Here is a 24,042-nt window from a genome sequence, read left to right as displayed (position 1 = left end):
AGCGCCGGCGGGGGCGGCTTTTGATGCTGTGGTCGGATGCCGATGCGGTAAACGTTCGGTCTTCGCGGTCGCTGGCTTCCGTCGGAAGGCTGCCTTAATCCTCCTGCCGTATTTCCGCTTTGACCCGGGGGGATGACGACTTTTTTCTCCGCTTCAGGTACACGACGAGACCCAGGACCACAGCAGCCACCAGGATGGCGGCGAGCGAATAACGGGAAATCAAATGCAGGAACTGCTCGATCTTCGAGCCGACCAGCCTGCCGATCATGACATAGACGATAACCCAGACGAGTCCGCCGATATAGTTATAGAGAAAGAAGGTCCGTACGTTGATCCGAAGCACACCGGACACATATCCGGTAAAATGCCGAAGTCCGGGCACGAAGTAACAGATCAGAATGAGCTTGGTGCCGTACCGCTCGAACCAGCCGGTGATTTTAGCGATCCGGGCCGGGTTCAGAAGGACGTACTTGCCGTATTTTTCAAAAAAGGGCGTTCCCATACGATAGCCGATAATATACGTCACCGTCGTACCGAGGATGGCGCCGATATACGAATACAAAATAATTTGCAGCAGGTGAAAGCTCCCCAGCGTCGACATATGGCCGGAGATGGCCATTGCGAGCTCTCCCGGAAACGGGATTGCCAAAGATTCGGCGAACAGGCCGCCAAACAGTACCATATACCCGTATTGTTCAAACAGATGGATGATCCACTCCATAGTTTCTCTCCTTACCGGCCTTCGCCGCCTGCGGTCAGATCAGACCTGAGGCCGAAGCCGTCTCATGCCTTTCGTCCATTCTAAAGCAGCAGCGGATCATCCAGAAACTGTCTCTGGCCTAGGTTCAAACTGGACTTTGGTCTTGGAGATTGCAGAAACTTTGCGAAAAACCCTGAAATATAAGAAAAACGCCTATCGACGTACCTTCAAAGTAGACAGACCGCGGTTAGCGGTTGTTTTTCTTGCGATATAAGGAGGAGCACTCTCTGGAGCTTATACTATCTTATATCTTCAAATAAAAAGGGCACTTCCCCGTCAGGTCGAAAGGGAAGTGCCTTTTGGATTACCGGTTATTTCTTCGTGCCATGCTGCTTGGTCGGAAGCTTCGCGCTGGCTCCCTTGCTGATGCCATCCTTGTGTTTGCGGGCCTTTTCCTGGGTATCGTGAAGCTTCTCCACGTACTCATGCGTGCTGTCCATGGCTGTTCAACCTCCTTATGTTTGCAGTCGGCATTCCCTGTTACTATGACCTCTCCGGGCGGCGGACATTCATCTGCGGAGGATGAAGCCGAGACTAAAAATACCCAGAAACGTTTGACAAAAGACGGTCAGCTGTTAGAATAATAACTAAGTCAGTTAATTGAGAATGAATATCATTATTAATTAGATCAAAAGTGACATATGCCTTTTCACTGCATTTTCAATGACTGGCCAGACTATAGAAAGCGTTGGGTAGCCATGAAAAACACTTATCTGTGGACGCTGTGGATTCTGCTTATCGCATTCTCAGCCGCTTCTTTGTTTATCGGGGTGAAGGATATTTCCCCGCTGGATCTGTTACATCTCACAGCCGAACAGAAGCAGGTGCTCTGGATCAGCCGCCTGCCGCGCCTAATCAGCATTATCATCGCCGGCACGAGCATGAGCATTATCGGCCTGATTATGCAGCAGCTGACGAGAAACAAGTTCGTGTCGCCGACGACGGCCGGAACGATGGACTCGGCAAGGTTCGGCATTCTGGTAGCCCTCATGGTGTTTGGTAACGCGACGCCGCTGGTGAAAATGCTGGTGGCCTTCGTTTTTGCCCTGCTGGGAACGATGATCTTCATGCGGATCCTGGATAAAGTCAAATACAAGGACGCGATCTTTATTCCGCTCGTCGGCCTGATGTTCGGCAACATCGTGAGCTCGGTGACGACGTTTTTTGCCTATAAGAACGATCTGATCCAGAACATGTCATCCTGGCTGCAGGGCGACTTTTCCATGATTCTCAAGGGCCGCTACGAAATGCTGTACATCAGCATTCCGCTCCTCATCATCGCCTATCTGTTCGCGAACCGCTTTACGATCGCGGGCATGGGGGAGGAATTCGCGGTGAACCTGGGTCTTAACTATAAGGCCGTGGTCAATATCGGACTGGTCATCGTCGCCGCCATCTCATCGGTCGTGATTTTAACTGTGGGCATGATACCTTTTCTGGGCTTGGTCGTTCCGAACATCGTCACGCTGTATCTGGGGGACCATCTGAAAAAAAGCCTGCTACATACTGCACTGCTGGGAGCCGTGTTCGTGCTGTTCTGCGACATCCTGGGCCGGGTGATCATTTATCCGTATGAAATCTCTATCGGCGTTACTGTCGGTGTGATTGGCAGCGCGATCTTCATCTATCTACTGCTGAGAAGAAGGGCGTACACGACATGAGCAAATCCAACTTGACCAAGTTGATCGTTTTAACTGTCATCGCCCTTGTCCTGATTGCGATATTTATGCTGATCCAGTCCGGCGGCAACTGGGATTATATCCTTCCGCGCAGGGGCAAAAAAGTGCTGGCCATGGTCCTGACCGGCGGAGCGATCGCCTTCTCGACGGTCGTGTTCCAGACGATTACCAATAACCGCATTTTGACGCCGAGCATCATGGGACTCGATTCCCTTTACATGCTTTTTCAGACCTTCATGGTGTATGCCTTCGGCTCGGTCAGCCTGACGATGATGGGCAAGAACGTTAATTTTCTCATCTCCGTCGGCATGATGGCCGTGTTCTCGGTCGTATTTTACAAGCTCCTGTTCAAAAGGGAAGGGCAGAACATTTACTTTCTGCTTCTGCTCGGTCTGATTTTCGGCACGCTGTTTCAGAGCCTGTCGTCCTTCATGGAAGTGCTCATCGATCCGAACGAGTTTCAAATCGTCCAGGACAAAATGTTCGCCAGCTTCAACAACGTCAATTCGGATTTGCTGCTGGTGTCGGCGGCCGGGATCGTGCTGGTGACTGCCTATTTTACTCGGTATACCAAGTATCTCGATGTTATTGCTATGGGAAGGGATCATGCCGTAGATCTGGGCGTCGATTACGACCGGGTGGTGAAAAGGCTGCTCATTGTCGTGGCCGTGCTCATTTCCATCGCGACGGCGCTCGTCGGGCCTATCACCTTCCTGGGACTGCTCGTGGCCAATGTGGCCTATCAGCTGATGAGGACCTACCGGCACGCGCTGCTGATCCCGGCTGCGGTGCTGATCAGCATCGTCGCCCTCGTCGGCGGGCAGCTGCTGGTGGAGCGGGTATTTACCTTCTCCTCGACGCTGAGCGTCATCATCAACATGGTTGGTGGCGTGTACTTCATCTATCTTTTGCTAAAGGGGAGTAAATCATCGTGATCGAGGTTAAAGGAGTTTCCAAGCAATATGGCGGCAAAACAGTGGTCGACAACGTCTCGGTGAACATCGCCAAAGGAAAAATCACCTCCTTTATCGGTGCCAACGGGGCCGGCAAAAGCACGCTTCTATCCATGATCAGCCGCCTTATTGCTAAGGACAGCGGTGAAATCCTGATCGAAGGGGAGCAGGTGGACCGCTGCAAGAGCAGCGAACTCGCCAAGAAAATCTCCATTCTGAAGCAGTCCAATCACATTAACGTCCGCTTGACGGTCAAGGAGCTGGTAAGCTTCGGACGGTTTCCTTACTCGCAGGGCCGGTTAAAGCCGGAGGACTGGAAGTACGTCCAGGAAGCCGTCGATTACATGGAGCTTGGCGATCTGCAGGACCAGTACCTGGACCGGCTGAGCGGGGGTCAGCAGCAGCGGGCTTATATCGCCATGGTCATTGCCCAGAACACCGACTATGTGCTGCTGGATGAACCGCTGAACAACCTGGACATGAAGCACTCGGTGCAGATCATGAAGGTGCTGCGGCGAATGGTGGATGAGCTGGGCAAGACGGTCATCATCGTCATTCATGACATCAATTTTGCTTCCGTCTACTCGGACGATATCGTCGCCCTGAAGAACGGCAGGGTCGTGAAGGAAGGACCGTCGGACGAGATTATCGATACGTCGGTGCTGAAACAGGTCTACGGAATGGATATCCCGATTGAGAACATTAACAATAATAAAATTTGCGTTTATTTTGCCTGAAGCTTGAGGACTGGGAGAGAAGCGGCTTGTTCGAACGTAACTTTCCCCCGGAGTTAATAGGGCCAGAGAAGAATCATTTGCAGTGCCAACCAAGGGAAATTATATGCATGGACTTGTGACAGCCAGGCGCCGGCTGGGAGTTCATCACATAATTTTATACATTTACGGCTTGCATCAAGCCGAAAACCAATTCAGAACATGGGGTGGATAAAGTTGAAGACAAGAAAGATGATGCTGTTCATCATAACGGCCGCATTGGTCGTCGTGCTGGCAGCCTGCGGCAGTAAAAATCAGACAGAGCCCGCGAAGGAAGCCGCCGCGGAACCAACCAACACTTCGGCGGCTGCCGGTTCCGAAGAACTGACGATCAAACATAAGCTGGGAGAGACCAAGGTCAAGAAAAATCCACAAAAGGTCGTCGTGTTCGACTTTGGGATTCTGGATACATTGGATAAACTGGGAATTCAGGTCACCGGAGTTCCGCAGGCTAACATTCCTCCGTACCTGTCCAAGTATGCCGACAAGGATGCATACAGCAACGTAGGGGGCTTGAAGGAGCCGGATTTTGAAAAAATCAACGCGCTGAGCCCGGACCTGATCATCATCTCCGGCCGTCAATCCGATGCGTACGAGGAACTGAGCAAGATCGCGCCGACGGTCTACCTGGGCCTGGATACGACGCGGTATATGGAATCGTTTAAGGAAAATATGAACACCGTCGGCCAAATCTTCGGCAAAGAAGACGAGATCAAGGCGGAGCTGGACAGCGTCGACAAGACGATCGCCGAAATTCACGATAAAGCCGTCGCTTCAGGCAAAAACGCCCTGATCGTGCTGGCGAATGAAGGCAAGCTGAGCGCCTACGGCGCGGGCTCCCGCTTCGGCTTAGTCCACGACGTGCTGGGCTTTACGCCGGTGGACAAAAACATCGAGGTATCCACGCACGGCCAAAGCGTCACTTCCGAATACGTAGCCGAGAAGAATCCGGACTACCTGTTTGTCGTGGACCGCAGCGCCGCTGTGGCCGGAGAAGGTGGAGAGTCCGTGTCCGCCAAGCAGACGGTGGAGAACGATCTGATCAAAAATACGAAAGCCTTCAAAGACGGGCACATCGTATATCTCGATCCGAACTACTGGTACCTCTCCGGCGGCGGACTGTTGTCCGTGCAGGAAATGGTCAAGGAAGTCGGAGCAAGCATTCAATAATTTGGCAAAGGGCGCGTCTTTCAGGCGCGTACCCGCCAGGAGCTGCCGCGGAGGTCCTTCAGGACGCCGCGGCAGCTTTTTTGTGTTGGCGGGGGCGACTGATGCCGGGGAAGCGGACGGATCCGGGAAGGGCCTGCGGGGCACGGTGGTTGTGAGGCGCCCTCAGTTCCCTTCTCGATGCCGTTCCGCCAGCATCAGGAAGTAGGAGACTAGATAAGCGCAAGAGGTGGCGCCGAACAGCGCAAATATGCCCGGGGTCATCGCCAAATACAAACTAACGGGCAGGGACCAAAGAAGAGCAATCAGCACAAGCGTTTTACGCCCAAACCATGTGGACACGATCGCAAGAACGGCTGGCACGCACAGCATAAAGAAGGTGATCTGAAGAGGGCGTGCTTCAAGGTTGGATGAATACGGATTAAAAAAGCCCAGCCTAACCCAAAGCAGGATCGTGGCTGTACCGGCAGTCATGGCGAGCAGAGCCGCCGGGCGTCTGAGTTGGCGTATCATTGAAATCACCTCTTCCGTCAACTAGAAAATTCGGGAAACCGCGATTCGTAGACAGCCAGCCCCAGCCCGCTCCATGCGGTAGGATTCCGAGCGGGATGCTGCTTCCTTGTATGCTGGCCGTTAATCAATTTTTTTGTTCCTCTATCTTGGAGACTCCCTCCGCCAGAATCGGAGTTACCTTCAATTCAGAGAAAGGCGCCTCGTGGACCATAAAGAAAAAACGGGAATGCCCCGTAACGGACAGCTCTTGGACTGCGTCGTCCCCTTGAACGGTAATGCCGGTAATCTTCGGGTCAAACACTTTTCCGGCCAGAATGTTCACGTGCTGCCCTTTAGCGGTTTGAACGGTAAATCCCCCGGTCATATAAGGGGAGTCCTCTCCTTGAAAGTCCAGATAGGGAGACGACCGGTACCATTGATATCCGCGAGGTCCCTCAGCCACCCCTCCCACTCCGAATGCGCCGTCTTTTTCGTAAAAAATGAGCTCTTCTCCGTCGACCATGATGGTCGCCAGGACGTTGGAGCGCTCTGCCTGCTCTTCGTGCAGGCCGTAGGCTGCGGCTTGAGCGGCGCTGTGGAACCAGGGAGGATCAGCTGCAGAAGCTGACTTCGGGTGACCGCAGCCTATCAACAGGCTGAGCATATAGAATACAGCCGGTATCATGGCCAGCCTCGTTTGAATTTTGCTCACAGTTGTACCTCCTTCATAAATCCCAAAACAAGCTCAAGGTTCTTTTACTATTAGCGTTCGCCACTCGAATTCCCTCCCTATTGTGCGACAAATCGGGAATATGCTTAAATAACAGAAAGGGTTACAATCGGTCGCCGATAGCGCGGTTGAAGAAAGGAGGGAGGACGGTGGCCCAGCTGGATTTTGATCTAAGCGGATACACAGTCAGCTACCAGGAGGAACGCATTCCTCTGCTTGCCAAAGAATATGCGCTGCTGCAATTTTTATACAGCCACCGCGGTCAGACCTTCAGCCGGGAACAGCTGCTGGACCGGGTATGGCCGATGGAATATCCGGTGGAGCGGACGGTGGACGACCATATTTACCGTCTGCGCAAGAAGCTGCGTCCTTGGAGTACCCGTATCTTTCTGAACACGGTCCGCGGCTACGGCTACAGCTTGACGGTCAAAGAGCCGGATCTCCGCAATCCTTCAATGCAGGATACCGAACTGCAGGCTCAAATGCGGCAGCTGATGAACAAGTACCTCATGTACGGTCAATGCAAATCGATGATTACGCTGGCGGGCCAGCAGGATCTGCTCGGCTTTGAGCTCCCGCCGTCCCATCTGATTTTTATCCGGTACGTGCAGGCGGATATCGCCTGGTTTTTAACGGATAACGAATTCCCGCTTTCGAGCAAGATTTACTATTTGCTGCACTTTTATTTGTACTTTTACCATGAGCCGAAAAAATGCCTGGATTATTTTGAGCGCACCATTGCCGCAAACATCGGTCCGGAAGATCATCAGCGGGAGCTGAGGATTTTAAATATTATCGGACTGTACACCGACAATGGCCGGGTCGAAGAGGATCTGTCCAGGGTTAAGGCGGCATACGAGGCCGTCCGCGAAGCTGGGGGAGATCTGGATATTTTCAACGTCCATATCAAAATGGCGGAAATGTATGTCCACCTGGGAGCAGACAACCTGCCCGAAGCCGAGCGCTGCGCGGGCGAAGTCGAGCGGATGCTGGCCGAGACCCCGTATTTGCGGGAAATCTGCACTTATCACGGCCTTAAAGGGCGAATGCTGCTCCGGCAGGGAAAACGCGCCGAGGCTGCGGCTGCCCTGAACTACGGTATCGAGGTCGGGGAAATGACGCACAACGTCCCGCTGATCGTCGGCTCGATCCGGGAGACGCTGGTTTTTCTGGAGCAAAGGGTGCAGGATCCCCAGCTTCACAGCCAGTTTTCCGCGAAATACGCCGAATATAACCGGAATGTTCAACTGGATGCCTATAAAGCGCCGATCGAAGAAAAAATCGAAAGCATTCTGAATGCTGTCTGATGTTCCTCTGATATTCCTTCGTTAAAGTGAGAGTACGCCACATTCTGACTTAACGGAGGAATTTTCATGTCTCAATCCCTTGCTACTGAGCCGCGGCCGCCCGCAAAATCGGTGTGGGCCAACCGCATCTATGCCAAAATGTTTACGGCTTACGCCATTTCCTCGTTCGGGGAATGGTTCGATGCCTTTGCGATCCAGGTACTGGTCGCCTACCGCTGGCAAGCCGATCCCTTAATGATCGCGCTGATCCCGGTCATGATGGCCCTGCCGGGCATCCTTCTCGGATCGCTAGCTGGGGTGGTCGCCGACCGCTGGAAAAAAGTCAACCTGATGCTGATCGCCGATGCAGCCGAGACCGTCCTGACGCTCCTGCTATTGTTTGCACCCGGCATGTACTGGCTGCTGCCGCTTCTGGCGCTGCGTGCCGCCATGGGCGTATTCCGCGTCCCGTCACACCAGGCGCTGACGCGCCAAGTGGTCCACGAGGATCAGCTGCTGAAGGCGACTTCCTACAACGGTCTGGTCAACCAGTTTTCCAAAATCGCCGGTCCGCTGCTGGGCGCGGTCGTCCTGACCGTGCTTTCCCCGCAGCTGTGCATTCTGGTGAATGCCGTGACGCGGTTGATCTCCTGCCTGCTGCTGTTTACGCTGCGTCGAATCGAGGAGAATCATACGGCTCCACAAGCAGATGCGGACCCGAATGGGGATGCAGCACCGGAGCATAGACCGGGCTTCATCGAACAATGGAAGCAGGGCTGGGCGGTGCTGCTGCAGCGCCGGATCCTGCTTAACACGATGATTGTGAATATGGCGGTCATCTTGGTCATCCTTATGATTGATTTTCAGTTTCCCACGCTCTACAGGGAAATTGCGCCGGATAACGAATCCCTGCTGGGGTGGATGGTCTCCTCCACCGGCGTGGGTGCCGTGGCCACCATCATGATCTTGAACCGCCGGAATCGGATCGGTTACGGCACCGGGATCGGAGGCGGCATTGCCCTGGTAGGCGCTGCCATCGGCGCGATGGGGCTGCTAAGACCCGGATCCCCTGAGATCTGGAGCATTGTGCTGGGCCTCTTGATCGGGATCGGCAACGGGCTGTTCATGGTGACCAACAATTACGTGCTGCAAAAAGAAACGCCAGAAGGCATGACCGGGCGGATTTTCGGAATTCAGAACATGATGTCCAGCACGATCATGATTGCGGCCCCATTAGCCGGCGGTTTGCTGATCAAGGGGTATGGCGTGGAAGAGGTGTTCTGCGTCCTTGGCGTGCTCGTTCTTGTCTTTGGTCTCATCTGCCTTCTTCTGCAGCGGGTCCTTTGGCCGGCCGACGGCAAGAAGCGCGCCCATGAAGAACCTCTGCGGCAGGTATCCGGGTAGACGGTGTTACCTTGATCCTGTGCAGGCCGGATAGCTCCCAGACATGAGCAATCCTTCTACGAGCTCAAACAGAAGCGCAGGAATGTAAAAGCTTTAACTAACGACAGCCCTGAACCGGTCTAACCGGCTTAGGGCTGTTTGTTCTGGCAGAAATCCAGCCAGCTTATTTCCTTCAGCGAGCCGCATATAAAGGCAGCTTGTATCCCGCACTTTGGTCGGGGACGGCATCGACCAAAGTCCAGGGAAAAGTCTGGACCACGGATAGAATTCCCAGAGCCTCCTTCTCTGTACAATAAGACGTATTCAAGGCCAAAACGTTCGGACGGAGGAGATTATTAATGGAAATGGTTACGGTGAGGAGTGCTGGCGCCCGGCCGGCGTTCCGCTGGTTTGAAGGGGAAAAATGGCTGGTTTTGACCGCTGTCTTGGGATTTTTGCTGTCCGCCTTCTGCGGGATCTGGACCCTTGTGAATGGGGCGGACGTAGCCCCCGGGGGGAATGTTCAAAACGCGTTTTCTTTTAACGCTGCGATCGGGATTTTTTTGCTGTCGACGGCTCTCATTATCCCGTATTCGGGTCTGGGACGAAGAGGCAGGGCCTTTTACCGCTATCCCTATATCGTGCTTGCGCTGTATTCCTATTTTGCCGAAACGGTACAAAATTTCCGCGGCGTCAATCCCCGGTTTGTCAAAGACGGGTCCGCCTTTGACAAGGCAGTGGGCAACATTTTTGCGTTCGTCGCCCTGCTGCTCGTTGTCTTTTATTTGTTCCTGGCCGTGCAGTATTTCCGTCGCAAAGTATACGCGGCTCATCCCGAGCTGGCGACGGGCATCCGTTATGCCATGGTGGCTGTAATGCTGTCCTTTGCGGCGGGGATCTGGATTTCGGTCAACCAGGGTCGGACCGTGGGGCTCCACGGCAACATAATTTGGCTGCACGGCTTGGGCTTCCACGCGCTTCAGGCCATCCCGCTCGTAGCCTGGCTGAGCACGCGGACGTCTCTCTCCATTTGGGTACGCCTTCGAATGATCCACTTGACGGGCATTTGCTACGTGCTTGGCCTGGTATTTATCGGATGGCAAACCATTCTGGGCCAAACGGTTCTTGAATGGTCAACGCTCACCGTCGCTGCCGGCTTCAGCTTCCTGCTCTCCTTGGCTGCCGGTACTTTGATGCTGCGCAACGCGAACGGGTTATTAAGAAAAATGCAATGAGACCTGCGTCTCCAGCAGCCAGAGGAGAACATCTTAGGAGTACAACGCCGCGAGCTTCTCGGCGGTCCGGCTCCATGTGAAATACTGAAGTACCGTGCTGCGTCCGCTGCCGCCCAGGCTGCGACGCAGCTCTTTGCTTTGTCCCAGTTTTACCAAGTATTCCGCAAAGCCCTCCGGACGCCAGTAGTCATCCACCAGGTAACCGTTCACCCCATGCTTAATAATCTCGGGAATGCCGCCGATCTGCGAGGCGATGACCGGAAGTCCGGATGCCATCGCTTCGACGTTGACGAGGCCGAAGGCTTCGTGCCGCTGGGAGGGACAGACAACACAGTCGGCCATCCGGTAGATGCTGTGAATTTCGCTGTGGTTCTTGTTGCCGGTCCAGGTGACCGACATCCCCATCCTGGCAGCCTCGGCTTTCAACTTCCGGATATAACCCGCCTTGCTTCGGCCTGCAATGATAAGATGCAGCGGGACCTGCTTCCTTGCGATCTGCGCTGCTTTCAGCAGAACGGGTACGCCTTTTCTCGGGATAATCCGTCCCGTGAACAGCACGGTGAAGACATCTCCGATTCGATACCGGCTGCGGGCCTCATCCCGTTCAAAATCGGTTGACGGGCGAAACCGGTCGGTGTCGACTCCAAGCTCAATTGTACGGATTTTGTGAGCCTGCGAAGGGAAACGTACGGACAGCTTCTGCTTCAGCGAAGCGCTGTTGGCGACGATCCACCATGCATGTTTCAGGCTTGCGGCAACGAGCCGTGTTGAAGGCACAAAGGTGAGTGAATGGAGGAACAGGGTTACCTTAGCCTTTGGGAAGGCCCGCTGAATGGCGGCCATATAATGGGGGCGGTTATCCACCTGGATGACGTCGTAAGTTTTCCCTTGAATGAATCGAAGCACCGAAGTGAGGTAGACTTTGGAGCTGCCGGAACGGACCCGGACAATATGGACCCCCTCATCCGTGCTGTGCAGAGGCAGTCCCGCGGAAGCCCTGCTTAAGACGGTTACCGCATGCTTCTTGGCCAGCTGTCTGGCGATGGCCAAAATGCAGATTTCCACGGAGCCGCTGCCGGGAACAGGGAGCCGTTCGGGTGCCACGATCAGTATGTTCAAGCCGTTTTCCTCCCTTTCAGCAAAGATGCTTATCCCCGCACCTGCCGCATCAATTGTTTCATTCTATTATTTATGCTTCCCCCCATAAGGGAGTACGGGATGATAGCCCAGTAACGGAACCTAATGTTCCGTTTGCGGGATGTGTGTCCTGTCCAATCCGCCGTGCCATGCATAAGATAAACAGGTTTTGCGAGCACGCGACAATCAATTCTGAATACAGGACAGGAGAGATCGGTGAATGGGGGAGAAGAAGAACCGCACGGCAGTCGTCAGCAAATGGATCAAAACGAAAGTGCTGCTTGGCAGCAAGGAAGTTCGGCCGTTCATGCTGGATACCCGTAAAATCAGTAACTCCAGCTTGAAGTCGATGCTGAGTTCGTACCGCATGGTCTATGTCAAACCGGAAAGCGGTACCCACGGCAAAGGTGTGATTCGCGCCGAGCAGCTGGAGGGCGGAGGTTATACGTATCAGGTGGAGACGGTAAAAAAGACCTTCAGCAGTTATGACCCGTTCTATCAATCGCTGCAGAAGCTAACCGGGAAGCGAAGCTATCTGATTCAAAAAGGGATTCATCTCATAAAGTACCGTAAGCGGCGATTCGATATCCGGGTGATGGTGCAGCGGCGTCCTGGAGGAGATTGGGAGACAACCGGATTGATCGGGAGAGTCGCTCGCGAGGGCAAAATCGTGACCAATTATCACAGCGGCGGAACGCCCATGGATGTCAAAACACTGCTTAGGGCCCACTTAAATGAGGGCGAGACGGCCAAAGTTATCCAATCCCTGAACAAGCTCGGGGTGACTACTGCAAAGCATTTGCACAAAAGTTACCCCGGTTTCCGGCAAATCGGCCTGGACATCGGCTTTGACCGGACGTGGACTCCGTGGATTATTGAAGTGAACACGATGCCTGATCCGTATATTTTTAACCAGCTGAAGGACAAATCCATGTACCGGAAAGTGATGAAGTTCAGACAGGCTTGGAAGTAAGCAGGCATCCACCGGATGCCGTCAATAAGCAGTATATGTGGGGAAGGGCTCGGCTGAAGCGCCGGCCTTCTTTTTTTTTGTGCAATCGAACCAGGAGAAAAAATAGCTTTCGCGTCCTCAGCCGGAGGAGTGTAGTGTATAATCATGTGAAAATCACGCCTATGGAGGGCCGCTGGAGTAACTCGGCACCCGTGCAGGGCGAAGGAGATGAAGCAGATGGAGCTGCTCCAGAGGGCGTTGTTGGCCGCTGCAGCCCGTACGTTTGGACTGCGGCATGAAAAACTGGAAAAAGTTCACGGCTCGGAGCATAGTTTGATTGGCTCTTACCCGCACGGGAAGGGCAGGGTCTTTCTCCGCATCACGGAGGAATCCCATAAAACGTATGCCCATATCCTGGGCGAGGTGCAGTGGGTGAGCTTTCTGGCTCAAGAAGGATTACATGTATCCAGCCCCGTCCGTTCGGCCCAAGGACGCCTGGCGGAGCAGATCTCCTTTCAGGAACGCCTCTATACGGCCGTTTGTTACGAGGGGGCTCCGGGGCAGCCGGCGGGGGAATGCGCTGCCGACGAGGAGTTGTTTAAGCGTATGGGTGCGTTTATGGGCCGCATGCATCGCATCAGCAAGCATTATGTCCATCAGGATCCCTCCACGAAGCGCCCGGACTGGTCCGTGGAGGCAGACCGAGTGCAGCGAATAGACCTGCCGGCCTCGGAACGGGACATTACCGGTCTATACCGCAGGTTGCGCGGTTACATTTCCTCGCTTCCGGTGACGGCGGACGCTTACGGGCTCATCCACGCCGATTTTCACTACGGCAACTTCTTTATAAACGAGGGACGCTTATGCCTGATTGATTTTGACGCCAGCCGATATTCCTGGTTCGCGGACGACATGGCGGTGGCTGCTTTTTTTGCCGGGATGATGCGGGAGGCAGAGAACATGGAAACGAACATGGGGCCACATGGGTTCCTGCAGCCTTTTTTGGATGGGTACCGCGCCGAGAATCATCTGGATGAACGCTGGCTCAGGGAGATCCCGTTTTTTATGAAGCTGAGGGAAATGGGCCGTTATATCAAGCTGTTTCATGCCTGTAGAGGGGACTTGGATCGGCTTCATTCTTGGGGACGGTCGTTCATGAAGGGCCGAAAGGCACTCATGATCGAGGGGTTTCCCGAATGTTAAAAATGCAGCCATTGTCCAGCAGGTGAACCTGCGGCAAGGCTGCTCCTTCCGTATTAAGGCGTTTGCCGAACTTCCCGTTCAAAACCGACGATCCAATCGCCCTGGACCGCGGCGTATCCCGCATCTCCCTCGGCAACCAAGCCGTACAGATTCTTCACGTCCAAATATTCCACCCGCTCTCCGTTATCAAATTCCAGGGTGATGTAGTAGTACGTTCGGGAAGAGCTGCCGGAATTCACAAAACCGCTGTCGTTATCATGATGGCTGCCGCTGTGATGGCGGATGTCCATCCGTTTGGCAACGATGCGGGCGTACACGGACGACCGGGGTGTACGGGCATTTTTTACATATCGGGCACCGCTCATTATGATGCCGACAATGACGATAACGAACACGATGCCGATTAAAACAGGTACGAGGGTAAACATAAAGTCGAAACTAAAGCCTCCTCCGCCAAATGGCGGTGGTCCGGGAGTCGCCATAACGTGTCATTCTCCTTTCATTGTGCCGGTTTGGTGTATGGTACGACTGCAGATTCGAATGGTTTCAAAAAAGGATAATTCTGCATGCAACCGGACATCGTTTAGAACGCGAAAAATTAAGGAAAGTTATCGCATTTCGTAAAAACTTACGCCGATTGCATGATTCATGGCCGCTTCCATCCCTATATCTGCTATGCTAGTATTTGGAAAATAGGGTGATAGGAGGAGCTGCTATGTCAGAATCGAACCATGAACCGATCATCTCCATCCAAGGACTCGAAATGAACTATGGGGGAAAGCAAGTTCTGAAGGGCATCAACCTGGATGTGTATGAAGGGCAAATCATCGGATACATCGGTCCGAACGGGGCGGGAAAAAGCACGACGGTCAAAATCATGCTGGGACTTGTAACAGGCTACAGCGGCCGGGTTCGCATTTTCGGTAAAGATATTTCGGACGGCGAGGTAGAGTATAAGGCTAAGATCGGCTATGTTCCGGAGATCGCCGAGATGTACGACAGCCTGACCGCCCAGGAATACCTGACGTTCGTTGGCGAGCTGTACGGTCTTGAGCGGCGGCTTGCCGATCTTAGAGCGAGACGGTTGATGGAACAGTTTGGATTGGAAGAGGTCTACTTTAACCGGATTTCCTCTTTGAGTAAAGGCATGCGCCAGAAAGTGCTTCTCATTTCGAGTCTTCTGCATAATCCCGACATTCTCTTTTTGGATGAGCCGCTGAGCGGACTGGACGCGAACAGCGTTATGGTGGTTAAGGAGATGTTGGCCAGCCTTGCAGCCGAAGGCAAAACGATCTTTTATTCTTCGCATATTATGGAGGTCGTGGAGAAGATCAGCAGCCGGATCGTTCTGCTGAATGAGGGGAACGTTGTCGCAGACGGCAGCTTCGAGCAGCTACGGGAACAGCTGCATGAGGGTACGCTGGAAGAGATTTTTACGGAGTTGACCGGCTATCATGAGCATAAGGATACGGCTGCCCGAATCGTCTCCATTGTGAAAGAGGTATAGCGATGAGGGACTTCAAAACGCTGATCCTGCTGGACCGCTGCCAGTGGTTGTTCGAAAGAGCAGGGATCGATTATGTACAGATGCGCCGTATACTCCAGGTCAAACTCACGATGGATGGCCGCCGGGCGCCGACGCTCATCGGCAGAACTTCCCGCTCTGCCGATCCGGATGAGTTGTCCAACCAGTTTATTAAATCACTGTGGATCTATGCAGTGATGGGGGTGGTCATGATCCCGCTCGTGATCATGGGTCACAATCTTATTTTTCAGATGAGCCTCGTATTCGGTATCCTAATGTTTATGATTACGACGTCGCTGATTGCCGACTTCTCCTCCGTGCTGCTGGATGTTCGGGACCAGACCGTTTTGGGTTCCAAACCGGTGAACGTCAAGACGATCAATATGGCCAAGACCATTCATATCATGATTTATTTATTTTTCATAACAGGCTCGATTACGGCCGCACCGCTCGCTGCTGCCCTGTTCCGGCACGGTATCTTGTTCTTCTTGGTATTTGTGCTGGAGATCGGACTGATGGATCTGCTGATCGTCGCCATAACGGCATGGTTGTACTGGCTGGTCCTCCGCTTTTTCGACGGAGAAAAGCTGAAGGATATTATTAATTATGTGCAAATCGGCCTGACGATGGTGATGGCGGTCGGTTATCAGCTCATCGCCAGAATGTTCAATTTGGTGGATCTGCGGATCGCTTATGAAGCCCACTGGTGGCATGTATTTCTGTTTCCGGTTTGGTTTGCGGCTCCGTTTGAATGGTTATTCGGTCGTCATACGGGGGGCAGCCTCATCGCGTTCAGCCTGTTATCGGTTCTCCTGCCGCTTCTGGCCGTTCGAATTTATACATGGATGATGCCTTCGTTTGAAGCCAATTTGCAAAAACTGTCCGCCCAGACAGCCAGGAAGAAAGGTGGGAATGGACGGTGGTCTGATGTTCTGGGCCGCTGGATCTGCAGAAGCCGGGAAGAGCAGGTGTTTTTCCGCTTTGCGCTGGGCATGATCAGGAAGGAGCGGGATTATAAATTGAAGGTGTATCCTTCGCTTGGACTCTCGTTCATCTTTCCGTTTATTTTCATGTTTAATGCCTTCAATTCAGGCAGAGGCTGGGAGGATATTCGTTCAGGCAACTCCTATTTTTTTCTCTATTTCTGTGCCCTGATGATACCAAGCGTCGTCATGATGCTGCGGTACACCAGCACGCCGAAAGGGGCGTGGATTTTCGATACGGTACCGCTGCGTGATCATACGCCCGTCTATAAAGGAACGCTTAAAGCATGCATTGTCCAGCTTATCCTGCCGATTTACGTCGTAGAGAGTATCGTCTTTACCGTCATTTTCGGCGCCAGGATCCTACCCGATCTACTCGTAATACTAGTCATGATCCTGATGTATACGGTGATCAGCTTCCGGCTGATGGGGGTGGGCATGCCGTTTACCGAACCCGCTCAGGCAGGGACGCAATCCGGACAAGCCGGCCTGATGCTCCTTTTATTTTTGATATTGGGGGTCATGGCGGGACTTCATTTTGCATTCCGTTCCTCGACTTATGGGGTATATGTGCTGCTGGCTGTGGCTGTAATCGCTAATATCGCCGTGTGGAAAACGGCCTTCCGCAACCTCTAAGACACAGCCCAGGATACGCCCCTGCGCTATAGTTTCCAATCAGATTGTAGATAAAGCGGCTCCGGCAATTCGGCGGAGCCGCTTTTTTCTGCCCAAAATCGCTATTGACATCATAATTGAGAACCAATATCATTTAGATATTTAATTGATACTGATTCTCAATATCAATAACGAAATACATAGCAGAGAGGGAGTTTGTGTTCATGAAGACTTATCCGTTAAAACGGGGGCTGTTCGTCCCGTTCGTTGTGTGCTGCCTGATCGCTTTATTGACTGCAGGCTGCAGCACGGGGGGAGAAACCAAAGGGACCGCCGCAACGGCTGGCAGCGGTGACTCAAGCACGCCGGCTCAGCAGGAGGAGGTCCACACCATCCAGCACTCGATGGGAACGACCGAGATTAAAGGGACGCCGAAGAACATCGTCATTCTGGAATGGACGTATGCGGAGGATTTGATCGCGCTTGGCATTCAACCCCAAGGCGTTGCCGACGTGGAAGGGTATAAGAAGTACGTGAACGCCCAGCCAGGGCTGTCGACCGACGTTGTCGATGTGGGTACGCGCCAGGAGCCCAGTCTGGAGCTGATTACGAGCCTCAAACCGGACCTGATTATTGCGGAAAATTTTCGCGTGAAGGATACCTATGAACAGCTCAAGGCGATCGCGCCGACCGTGGTATTTGACAATTACTCCAAAGAAGCGTCTCAGGATCAATACGCCACGATGGAGAAGTCCTTCCGGACGATTGCCGATATTGTCGGCAAGAAGGAGGAAGGCGAGAAGGTGCTCGCCGACGTGCAGGCCACCTTTGACGATGCCAAGGCGAAGCTGAAGGCCGCGGGCAAAGAGCATGTGAAATACGCCTTGATCCAAGGCTTTTCGAATCAGGATGCAGCGGTCATGCTGCTGTATTCGGACAACTCGATTGCTGCAGGCGCGCTGAAGCGGGCAGGTTTAGAGAATGCCTATCAGCCCAACCCTCTTCCGGAGGACGGCTATGCCCAGACGACGGTGGAATCGCTGGTTCCTGTGCAGGATGCCAATCTGCTGTACGTTGTTCAGGACGATGATAACATTATCGAGAAACAGATGAAGAACAATGCGGTTTGGAACGGTCTGCATTTCGTCAAGGAACAAAAAACGTATCCTCTGGGCAGCGATATGTGGGTATACGGCGGCCCGCTGTCGGCGAAAATCCTAGTCGATAAAGCGGTCAGCCTGCTGACGCAATGAAGCCGGCGATGGAGCCGATAACGGGGCACGAGGCAGCCGTAAGGCCGGAAAACCGCCGAATCAGCCTGAATCTGCTGGTATTCGGCGGGGGAGGCGTTCTGCTGATATTCCTTCTGGCGCTGAGCTTGACGCAAGGGGAGCTCCATATACCGCTTCGTACGGTATATGAGGCGATCATTCACCCGCAGAACATCGCGGAACACCAGACCATTCGCGGCCTGCGTCTGCCCAGAGCCGTCATGGGCATATTGGCAGGGGCCGCCCTGGCTGCGGCGGGCGCCCTGCTGCAGACGGTGACGCGGAACTCCCTGGCGGAAGCGGGAACCTTCGGCATGAATGCCGGGGCCTATTTTGCCGTAGTGCTGTGCACCATCTTTATTCCGTCCCTGATTCATTCGGCGCCGCTCATCACGGCTTTGCTCGGCGGCTGCCTGGGTGCAGGGCTGTCTTACCTGCTGGCCGGGGCAAGCCGGAGCACGCCGGTCCGGATGGCGCTCTCCGGCATGATCGTGTCACTGGTGCTTGCCTCGTTCACCGGCGCACTCCAGCTGCTGTTTGAGAACGAGACGAACGGACTGTTCGTCTGGGGTTCGGGATCGCTGAACCAGAACGATTGGCACGGAGCGGCCTACAGCTGGCCGTGGGTGATCGGTGTCATCGTTCTGGCATGGCTGTTCCGGCGCAAGCTGGACCTGCTGGAGATGGGGGACGAAACCGCACAGGCCCTGGGCCAGCGGGTCGGGCTGGCCCGGGCTGCCGCACTCTCCGCGGCGGTCCTGCTGGCCGGGGTCACCGTCAGCGTGGTGGGCCCGATCGGCTTTGTGGGGTTGATCGCCCCGCATCTCATCCGCTTGCTGGGGATGCGGCGGCATGCGCTGCTCATTCCGGGCAGCGCGTTATGGGGCGCGGTCATCCTGCTGGGTGCCGACGCCATTGCCCGGATGTTCCGCGGCACGCTCGGTGAGCTGCCTGCGGGGGCCGTTACGGCGCTGTTCGGCGCGCCGTGGCTGATCTGGCTGGCGCTGCGGGCCAGCCGCTCGGCTGCGGCGGACGGCGGAGGCGGGATGAACGCCGGCGTGCTGCATAAGCGCCCGCCGTACCCGCTGCTGCTCGCCGCCATGATTGTGCTGATCCTGCTGGCATCGGTCATCGGCATATCGGCAGGCAGCCTGCGCATCCCGCTGCGAGATACGATCGCCGTCCTGAGCGGTGGCGGGGAAGCGATGTACCGCAATATCATCCTTGATATGCGTCTGCCCCGCCTGCTGGTTTCGCTGCTTGCGGGAGCCGGCCTCGCCGTTGCCGGCGTCATGCTGCAGAGCACCGTCCGTAACCCGCTGGCAGATGCCTCGGTGGTGGGCGTCACCTCCGGCGCAGGCGTCGGCGCGCTGCTGCTGATCGTGCTCGTCCCGGCCGCCCCCGGCGGATGGCTGCCGGCTGCGGCCATCGCGGGCGCCGTGGGCGCTGCAGCCGTGGTGGGCGTGCTGTCCTGGCGGAAGGGGCTGGAGACCAGCACCCTGACGCTGGTCGGGATCGCCGTGTCGGCGGCCTGTGCCGCGGCGATCCAGTTCCTGGTCATCCGCTCCGGCATGGGGGCTGCTCCGGCGCTGGCCTGGCTGGCCGGTACCGTCTATGCCCGCGGCTGGAGCGATTTGATCAGGCTGGCTGCGCTGCTGATCGTCCTTCTTCCGGCGGCCTGGCTGATCGGCCGCCGGGCGGACCTGCTGGGATTTGGCGATGCCGTATCCCAGGGGCTCGGCCTGGCGCTGACGCGGGCCCGGCTGCTCACGGCGCTGATCGGCGTGCTCATCGCGGCCGCCGTCGTTCAGGCCGTAGGCACGGTCGGTTTCGTCGGCCTGCTGGCTCCGCACGCCGTCCGCCTACTGACCGGGCACCATACCCGGCGTGCGGTCGTTCTGTCGGCACTGCTCGGGGGCCTGCTGATGGTTATATCCGATATCGTCGGCCGGCTGCTGATCTCCCCTAAGGAAATCCCGGTCGGTCTTGTCGCAGCGGTCATCGGAACGCCTTATCTGCTATTCCTCATGTTTCGCTCCAACCGGCTCAGGAAATAGCCTTCCGCCCCGGCCCCCTTCGCTTCAGCAGGAATAAGCTGGGGAGAAGGGGGTGAGACGCATGGCGAAATCCAAGCATTATTCGGCAGCCAAGAAGTATATGAACCGCCGGGTAAAGATCAAGACGAAGTACGGAAGCACGTTCTACGGTAAGATCGTCAAGGTCAGCGGTACCAAGGTGTACCTGAAAGTTTCCTCGGTCTCGAGCAGTCCGGGAAAAGCGCATATTTCGTTTTTCCCATTTATTTTGCCGCTCGTTCTGTTCGATCTGCTGGTCATTGTGCTGGTGGACGGCCGTCACCATCATGTTCCGCATCCACACGGCCCTTATCCACACGGTCCGTATCCCGGACCGGGCCCATACCGTCGTTTCTAGACGGCCTTGTTCCTGCGGCTAACAACCGCTTACAACCGGCGGATTTCGACAAAAGGGCTGGGGAAAGTTATCCTTTTGTCGTAATTTCATACAAAAAATGAAGCCGCACGTATGCCGCGTTAAAGCGCTCTACTTCCGGCAGCTGCGGGATTCCCGCTTTGGAAGGCCCCCGAAAGGGGGCTTTTTTGTGTTTCCGGCACTTGGCACTATTTCTCACTTTGATTATGTCCCTCAGAAGTAGTACATTAATAATTGAAATCATAAGGAGGTTTCCGAATTAATGTTCTATGAAGACAATGAGAATTTGAGCATCATGACCTACACCTTGAATAGCGGCATTAAAGGAACTGTACCTTTATCCAATAAGCAGATTCAGGAATGGATCGAGTGCTATCGCACGGATGCGAAATTCATCACAGCGATCGGTAAGGAGTTTTTTGGCCTAAACCCGGAGCTGGTTGCTGATTTTAAAGTGCATAATCGGTTCTCCAATTACGCTGAACTGATCAAGCCCGTGGTTCCTTCATCGGAGTCCGACAACACGGATCAGCTGTCGAAGGCGTACGAAGAAAACCGGGTGTACTTCAAAGTCGATTGCAAATGCGGTACGACTTACACGACCTTTTCCCAATACTACACGACCAAATGGTATTGTTCCAAGTGTAAGGAAATCGTATTTTTGGACAAGAAGAAGGGCAGAGTGCCGACCGATAAGGGCGATGCCTGGTACATGACCAACAAATACTATGTGGCACGGGACTAGCATGATTTCGCGAACGAGCCTGAAGCAGGCAACATATATAGAGGAACCAAGGAATTGGACGGCTGCGCCGGAAGGTGCGGGCGTCTTTTTTGTGCTTGAAGGGCCGCAATTTTTAATATTTTGTGACTAATTTCACAAAATCGATGATTCGGGCATTATATTGTGATATAAATCACAATAAAGGGATTCAAAGTCTGCCAGAATACAGGAAGAAACGATGAAGCCATGTTATCGGAACCTGTTAGGGCGGGTTTTTAGAATAACGACAGGAAAGAGGGAAGAGACGATGGATGTAGTCATGCTTTCACGTATCCAGTTTGCCGCGACGACGATTTTTCACTTTTTCTTCGTGCCGCTGTCCATTGGACTGGTGTTCACGATCGCGATCATGGAAACGATGTATGTCGTCAAGGGCAAAGAAGAGTACAAACGAATGGCTAAATTTTGGGGGAAGCTGTTCTTGATCAACTTCGCCGTGGGCGTGGTGACGGGGATTCTGCAGGAGTTCCAGTTCGGTATGAACTGGTCGGCTTACTCCCGCTTTGTGGGTGACGTGTTCGGGGCGCCGCTGGCGATCGAAGCGCTGCTTGCGTTTTTCCTCGAATCGACGTTTATCGGCCTGTGGATTTTCGGATGGGAGCGCCTGTCCAAAAAGGTCCACATGATCTGCATCTGGCTGGTCGCCTTCGGCACGGTGATGTCAGCGTTCTGGATTTTGGCTGCCAACTCCTTTATGCAGCGTCCGGTCGGGTACACGATCAATAACGGCCGTGCGGAGATGAACGATTTCCTTGCTTTGATTACGAACGGCCAGCTGCTGCTGGAGTTCCCGCACACGATTCTGGCGGCTTTTATGACCGGGGCTTTTCTGGTCACCGGGGTCAGCGCCTATAAGCTGCTGAAGAAGCAGGATACCGCCTTTTTCAAAAAATCTTTTATCATCGCGGTGATCATCGGGCTTGTGTCCTCGCTCGGCGTGGCACTGGTGGGCCACCAGCAGGCGCAATATTTGGTGAAGACCCAGCCGATGAAAATGGCTGCGACCGAAGCGCTCTGGGAAACGAGCAGCGATCCCGCACCGTGGACGGTCACCGCGTTTATCGATACAAAAAATCAGACCAACACCGGGGAATTCCAGATTCCCTTCCTGCTCAGCTTCTTGTCTTACAGCAAGTTTTCCGGCGAAGTGACGGGGATGAAAGAGCTGCAGTCCCAGTATGAGCAGCAGTACGGCCCCGGAGATTACATTCCTCCGGTGCGCACGACCTTCTGGAGCTTCCGCATCATGGTGGCAAGCGGCTCCCTGCTGATCGTGCTCAGCTTGTACGGCGTCTACCTTGCGGCGCGCAAAAAGCTCGACAACCGCAACACCTGGTTTATGCGCCTCATGCTGTTTGCCATTTCGCTGCCGTTTATCGCCAATACGTCGGGCTGGATCATGACGGAGATCGGGCGCCAGCCTTGGACCGTATTCGGGCTGATGACCACCGCCGACGGGGTATCACCGAGCGTCACAGCCGGCCAGGTGCTGTTCTCCATCATTGCTTTTACAGCCATTTACGCCATTCTGGCAGTGGTCATGGTGTATCTGTTCGTCCGCGTCATCAAGAAAGGACCGTACGCCGACAACGCTGTTCATTCGAATGAGTCGGCCGATCCATTTGATAAGGAGGGAGTTCCGCATGCTGTCTCTCAATGAGCTGTGGTTTGTCCTTGTAGCTGTCCTGTTTATCGGGTTTTTCTTTCTGGAGGGTTTTGACTTTGGGGTGGGGATGTCCACGGGCATTCTGGCCAAAAACGATACCGAGCGCCGGGTGCTGATCAATTCGATCGGCCCCTTCTGGGATGCCAATGAAGTGTGGCTGCTGACGGCCGGCGGCGCGATGTTCGCCGCATTCCCGAATTGGTACGCGACGCTGTTCAGCGGTTTTTACACGCCGCTGGTGCTCCTGCTGCTCGCCCTGATCGGGCGCGGGGTGGCTTTTGAATTCCGCGGCAAGGTGCAGACCGGCGCATGGAAAAAAACATGGGATATCATCATCTTTATCGGCAGTCTGGTGCCGCCGCTGCTGCTCGGCGTCGTCTTCGCCGACCTGATCCGGGGGCTGCCGATCGACCAGGCGATGGAGATGAAAGCCGGATTCTTCGGTGACATCGTCAACCTGTATTCCGTGGTCGGCGGGCTCACCATGGTGGTGCTTTGCCTTGTGCACGGCCTGATGTTCACGACGCTCCGCGTCACCGGCGACCTGCAGGTGCGGGCCCGCCGTTTGGCGGAGGTGCTGCTCGCGCCGCTGGCGGTACTGATCGCGGCGTTCGGGGCGATGACTTATTTCGAAACGGACATTTTTGAAGGCAAGGCCGTTCTGCTGACCGCCATGGGTGTGGTGATCGCAGCCGCGTACGTGCTGGCCGCCGTCTTTATCGCCAAGCGCCGTGACGGTTGGGCATTCGGCATGACGGGCGCCGTGATTACGCTGACGATTGCCTTCTTCTTTACCGGATTGTTCCCGAACGTCATGATCAGCTCGATCGATCAGGCGTTCAACCTGACGCTGACGAACGCCGCTTCGGGCCCGTACTCTCTGAAAGTCATGACGATCGTGGCTTTATCCCTGCTTCCGTTCGTGCTTGGCTATCAGATCTGGAGTTATTTCGTCTTCCATAAACGGGTTCACGAGCAGAGCCATCTGGAGTACTGA

General features: G+C 54.6%; 23 protein-coding genes. 17 read left to right on the top strand and 6 right to left on the bottom strand.

What is annotated here, in order from left to right:
- Positions 1 to 94: 94 nt before the first annotated feature.
- The gene (locus CJP46_RS21060) at positions 95 to 721 is read right to left on the bottom strand and encodes a DedA family protein (protein ID WP_094597595.1); all 627 of its coding nucleotides are present in this window, start codon (positions 719 to 721) and stop codon (positions 95 to 97) included.
- A gap of 350 nt (positions 722 to 1,071) precedes the next feature.
- Positions 1,072 to 1,200, bottom strand: coding sequence for a DUF4023 family protein (locus CJP46_RS21055; RefSeq protein WP_076171988.1), 129 nt, complete (start codon positions 1,198 to 1,200; stop codon positions 1,072 to 1,074).
- A gap of 258 nt (positions 1,201 to 1,458) precedes the next feature.
- Between CJP46_RS21055 and CJP46_RS21050 the strand changes: the two genes are divergently transcribed.
- The 4 genes from CJP46_RS21050 (at position 1,459) to CJP46_RS21035 (ending at position 5,335) form a co-directional block, all read left to right on the top strand.
- Positions 1,459 to 2,421 carry an ABC transporter permease gene (locus tag CJP46_RS21050; protein WP_094597594.1) on the top strand — a complete coding sequence of 321 codons (963 nt, stop codon included), beginning with the start codon at positions 1,459 to 1,461 and terminating at the stop codon, positions 2,419 to 2,421.
- Positions 2,418 to 3,374 (top strand): iron chelate uptake ABC transporter family permease subunit, encoded by a 957-nt coding sequence (locus CJP46_RS21045; RefSeq protein WP_094597593.1) that lies wholly within the window; start codon positions 2,418 to 2,420, stop codon positions 3,372 to 3,374. The genes CJP46_RS21050 and CJP46_RS21045 overlap by 4 nt, the downstream gene beginning before the upstream one ends.
- On the top strand, positions 3,371 to 4,129 hold the full coding sequence (locus CJP46_RS21040) for an iron ABC transporter ATP-binding protein (protein WP_094597592.1): 759 nt from the start codon (positions 3,371 to 3,373) through the stop codon (positions 4,127 to 4,129). Before CJP46_RS21045 ends, CJP46_RS21040 begins: the two co-directional genes overlap by 4 nt.
- 228 nt (positions 4,130 to 4,357) lie before the next feature.
- Positions 4,358 to 5,335: a siderophore ABC transporter substrate-binding protein gene (locus CJP46_RS21035; protein WP_179281272.1), complete on the top strand. Its 978-nt coding sequence runs from the start codon at positions 4,358 to 4,360 to the stop codon at positions 5,333 to 5,335.
- Positions 5,336 to 5,497: 162 nt separating this feature from the next.
- On the opposite strand, the gene CJP46_RS21030 is transcribed toward CJP46_RS21035, so the two are convergent.
- On the bottom strand, positions 5,498 to 5,845 hold the full coding sequence (locus CJP46_RS21030) for a hypothetical protein (protein WP_256992447.1): 348 nt from the start codon (positions 5,843 to 5,845) through the stop codon (positions 5,498 to 5,500).
- Between the two features lie 124 nt (positions 5,846 to 5,969).
- Complete coding sequence (locus CJP46_RS21025) at positions 5,970 to 6,536, bottom strand: hypothetical protein (RefSeq protein ID WP_094597590.1); 567 nt, start codon at positions 6,534 to 6,536, stop codon at positions 5,970 to 5,972.
- 167 nt (positions 6,537 to 6,703) lie between these two features.
- Between CJP46_RS21025 and CJP46_RS21020 the strand changes: the two genes are divergently transcribed.
- The 3 genes from CJP46_RS21020 to CJP46_RS21010 all read left to right on the top strand — a co-directional run bounded on the left by CJP46_RS21020 (position 6,704) and on the right by CJP46_RS21010 (position 10,458).
- Positions 6,704 to 7,861: a winged helix-turn-helix domain-containing protein gene (locus CJP46_RS21020; protein ID WP_306431062.1), complete on the top strand. Its 1,158-nt coding sequence runs from the start codon at positions 6,704 to 6,706 to the stop codon at positions 7,859 to 7,861.
- Between the two features lie 66 nt (positions 7,862 to 7,927).
- Complete coding sequence (locus tag CJP46_RS21015; RefSeq protein WP_094597588.1) at positions 7,928 to 9,244, top strand: MFS transporter; 1,317 nt, start codon at positions 7,928 to 7,930, stop codon at positions 9,242 to 9,244.
- 338 nt (positions 9,245 to 9,582) lie between these two features.
- The gene (locus CJP46_RS21010) at positions 9,583 to 10,458 is read left to right on the top strand and encodes a hypothetical protein (protein WP_256992446.1); all 876 of its coding nucleotides are present in this window, start codon (positions 9,583 to 9,585) and stop codon (positions 10,456 to 10,458) included.
- Between the two features lie 33 nt (positions 10,459 to 10,491).
- Here the strand turns inward: CJP46_RS21010 and CJP46_RS21005 are convergent, their stop codons facing one another.
- Positions 10,492 to 11,577, bottom strand: coding sequence for a glycosyltransferase family 4 protein (locus tag CJP46_RS21005; RefSeq protein ID WP_094597587.1), 1,086 nt, complete (start codon positions 11,575 to 11,577; stop codon positions 10,492 to 10,494).
- 238 nt (positions 11,578 to 11,815) lie between these two features.
- Here CJP46_RS21005 and CJP46_RS21000 point away from each other — a divergent pair, with 238 nt between their 5' ends.
- On the top strand, positions 11,816 to 12,568 hold the full coding sequence (locus CJP46_RS21000; protein ID WP_094597586.1) for a YheC/YheD family protein: 753 nt from the start codon (positions 11,816 to 11,818) through the stop codon (positions 12,566 to 12,568).
- A gap of 216 nt (positions 12,569 to 12,784) precedes the next feature.
- A complete protein-coding gene (locus CJP46_RS20995) occupies positions 12,785 to 13,750 on the top strand; it encodes a phosphotransferase enzyme family protein (protein ID WP_094597585.1) in 966 nt (321 codons plus the stop codon).
- 53 nt (positions 13,751 to 13,803) lie between these two features.
- Here CJP46_RS20995 and CJP46_RS20990 read toward each other — a convergent pair whose 3' ends face one another.
- Positions 13,804 to 14,232 (bottom strand): DUF2500 domain-containing protein, encoded by a 429-nt coding sequence (locus CJP46_RS20990; protein WP_256992445.1) that lies wholly within the window; start codon positions 14,230 to 14,232, stop codon positions 13,804 to 13,806.
- 233 nt (positions 14,233 to 14,465) lie between these two features.
- Between CJP46_RS20990 and CJP46_RS20985 the strand changes: the two genes are divergently transcribed.
- The 8 genes from CJP46_RS20985 to cydB all read left to right on the top strand — a co-directional run bounded on the left by CJP46_RS20985 (position 14,466) and on the right by cydB (position 24,042).
- On the top strand, positions 14,466 to 15,257 hold the full coding sequence (locus tag CJP46_RS20985) for an ABC transporter ATP-binding protein (RefSeq protein ID WP_094597583.1): 792 nt from the start codon (positions 14,466 to 14,468) through the stop codon (positions 15,255 to 15,257).
- A 2-nt stretch (positions 15,258 to 15,259) separates the two neighbouring features.
- Complete coding sequence (locus CJP46_RS20980) at positions 15,260 to 16,894, top strand: hypothetical protein (RefSeq protein ID WP_094597582.1); 1,635 nt, start codon at positions 15,260 to 15,262, stop codon at positions 16,892 to 16,894.
- 203 nt (positions 16,895 to 17,097) lie between these two features.
- Positions 17,098 to 18,126, top strand: coding sequence for an ABC transporter substrate-binding protein (locus CJP46_RS20975; protein ID WP_094597581.1), 1,029 nt, complete (start codon positions 17,098 to 17,100; stop codon positions 18,124 to 18,126).
- A gap of 8 nt (positions 18,127 to 18,134) precedes the next feature.
- Entirely contained in the window at positions 18,135 to 20,201 is a 2,067-nt protein-coding gene (locus CJP46_RS20970) for an iron ABC transporter permease (protein ID WP_094597856.1), read from the top strand.
- 61 nt (positions 20,202 to 20,262) lie between these two features.
- Positions 20,263 to 20,577, top strand: a complete 315-nt coding sequence (locus CJP46_RS20965) for a hypothetical protein (protein ID WP_256992444.1) — start codon at positions 20,263 to 20,265, stop codon at positions 20,575 to 20,577.
- Positions 20,578 to 20,857: 280 nt separating this feature from the next.
- Positions 20,858 to 21,340: a hypothetical protein gene (locus CJP46_RS20960; RefSeq protein WP_076171947.1), complete on the top strand. Its 483-nt coding sequence runs from the start codon at positions 20,858 to 20,860 to the stop codon at positions 21,338 to 21,340.
- Between the two features lie 286 nt (positions 21,341 to 21,626).
- Complete coding sequence (locus CJP46_RS20955) at positions 21,627 to 23,039, top strand: cytochrome ubiquinol oxidase subunit I (protein WP_094597580.1); 1,413 nt, start codon at positions 21,627 to 21,629, stop codon at positions 23,037 to 23,039.
- Positions 23,023 to 24,042 carry a cytochrome d ubiquinol oxidase subunit II gene (gene cydB, locus CJP46_RS20950; RefSeq protein WP_094597579.1) on the top strand — a complete coding sequence of 340 codons (1,020 nt, stop codon included), beginning with the start codon at positions 23,023 to 23,025 and terminating at the stop codon, positions 24,040 to 24,042. Before CJP46_RS20955 ends, cydB begins: the two co-directional genes overlap by 17 nt.

The organism is Paenibacillus sp. XY044 (genome assembly GCF_002257645.1).
In the GTDB taxonomy this organism is placed as follows: Bacteria; Bacillota; Bacilli; order Paenibacillales; family Paenibacillaceae; genus Paenibacillus_AQ.
This window is presented reverse-complemented; position numbering and strand designations above follow the sequence as displayed.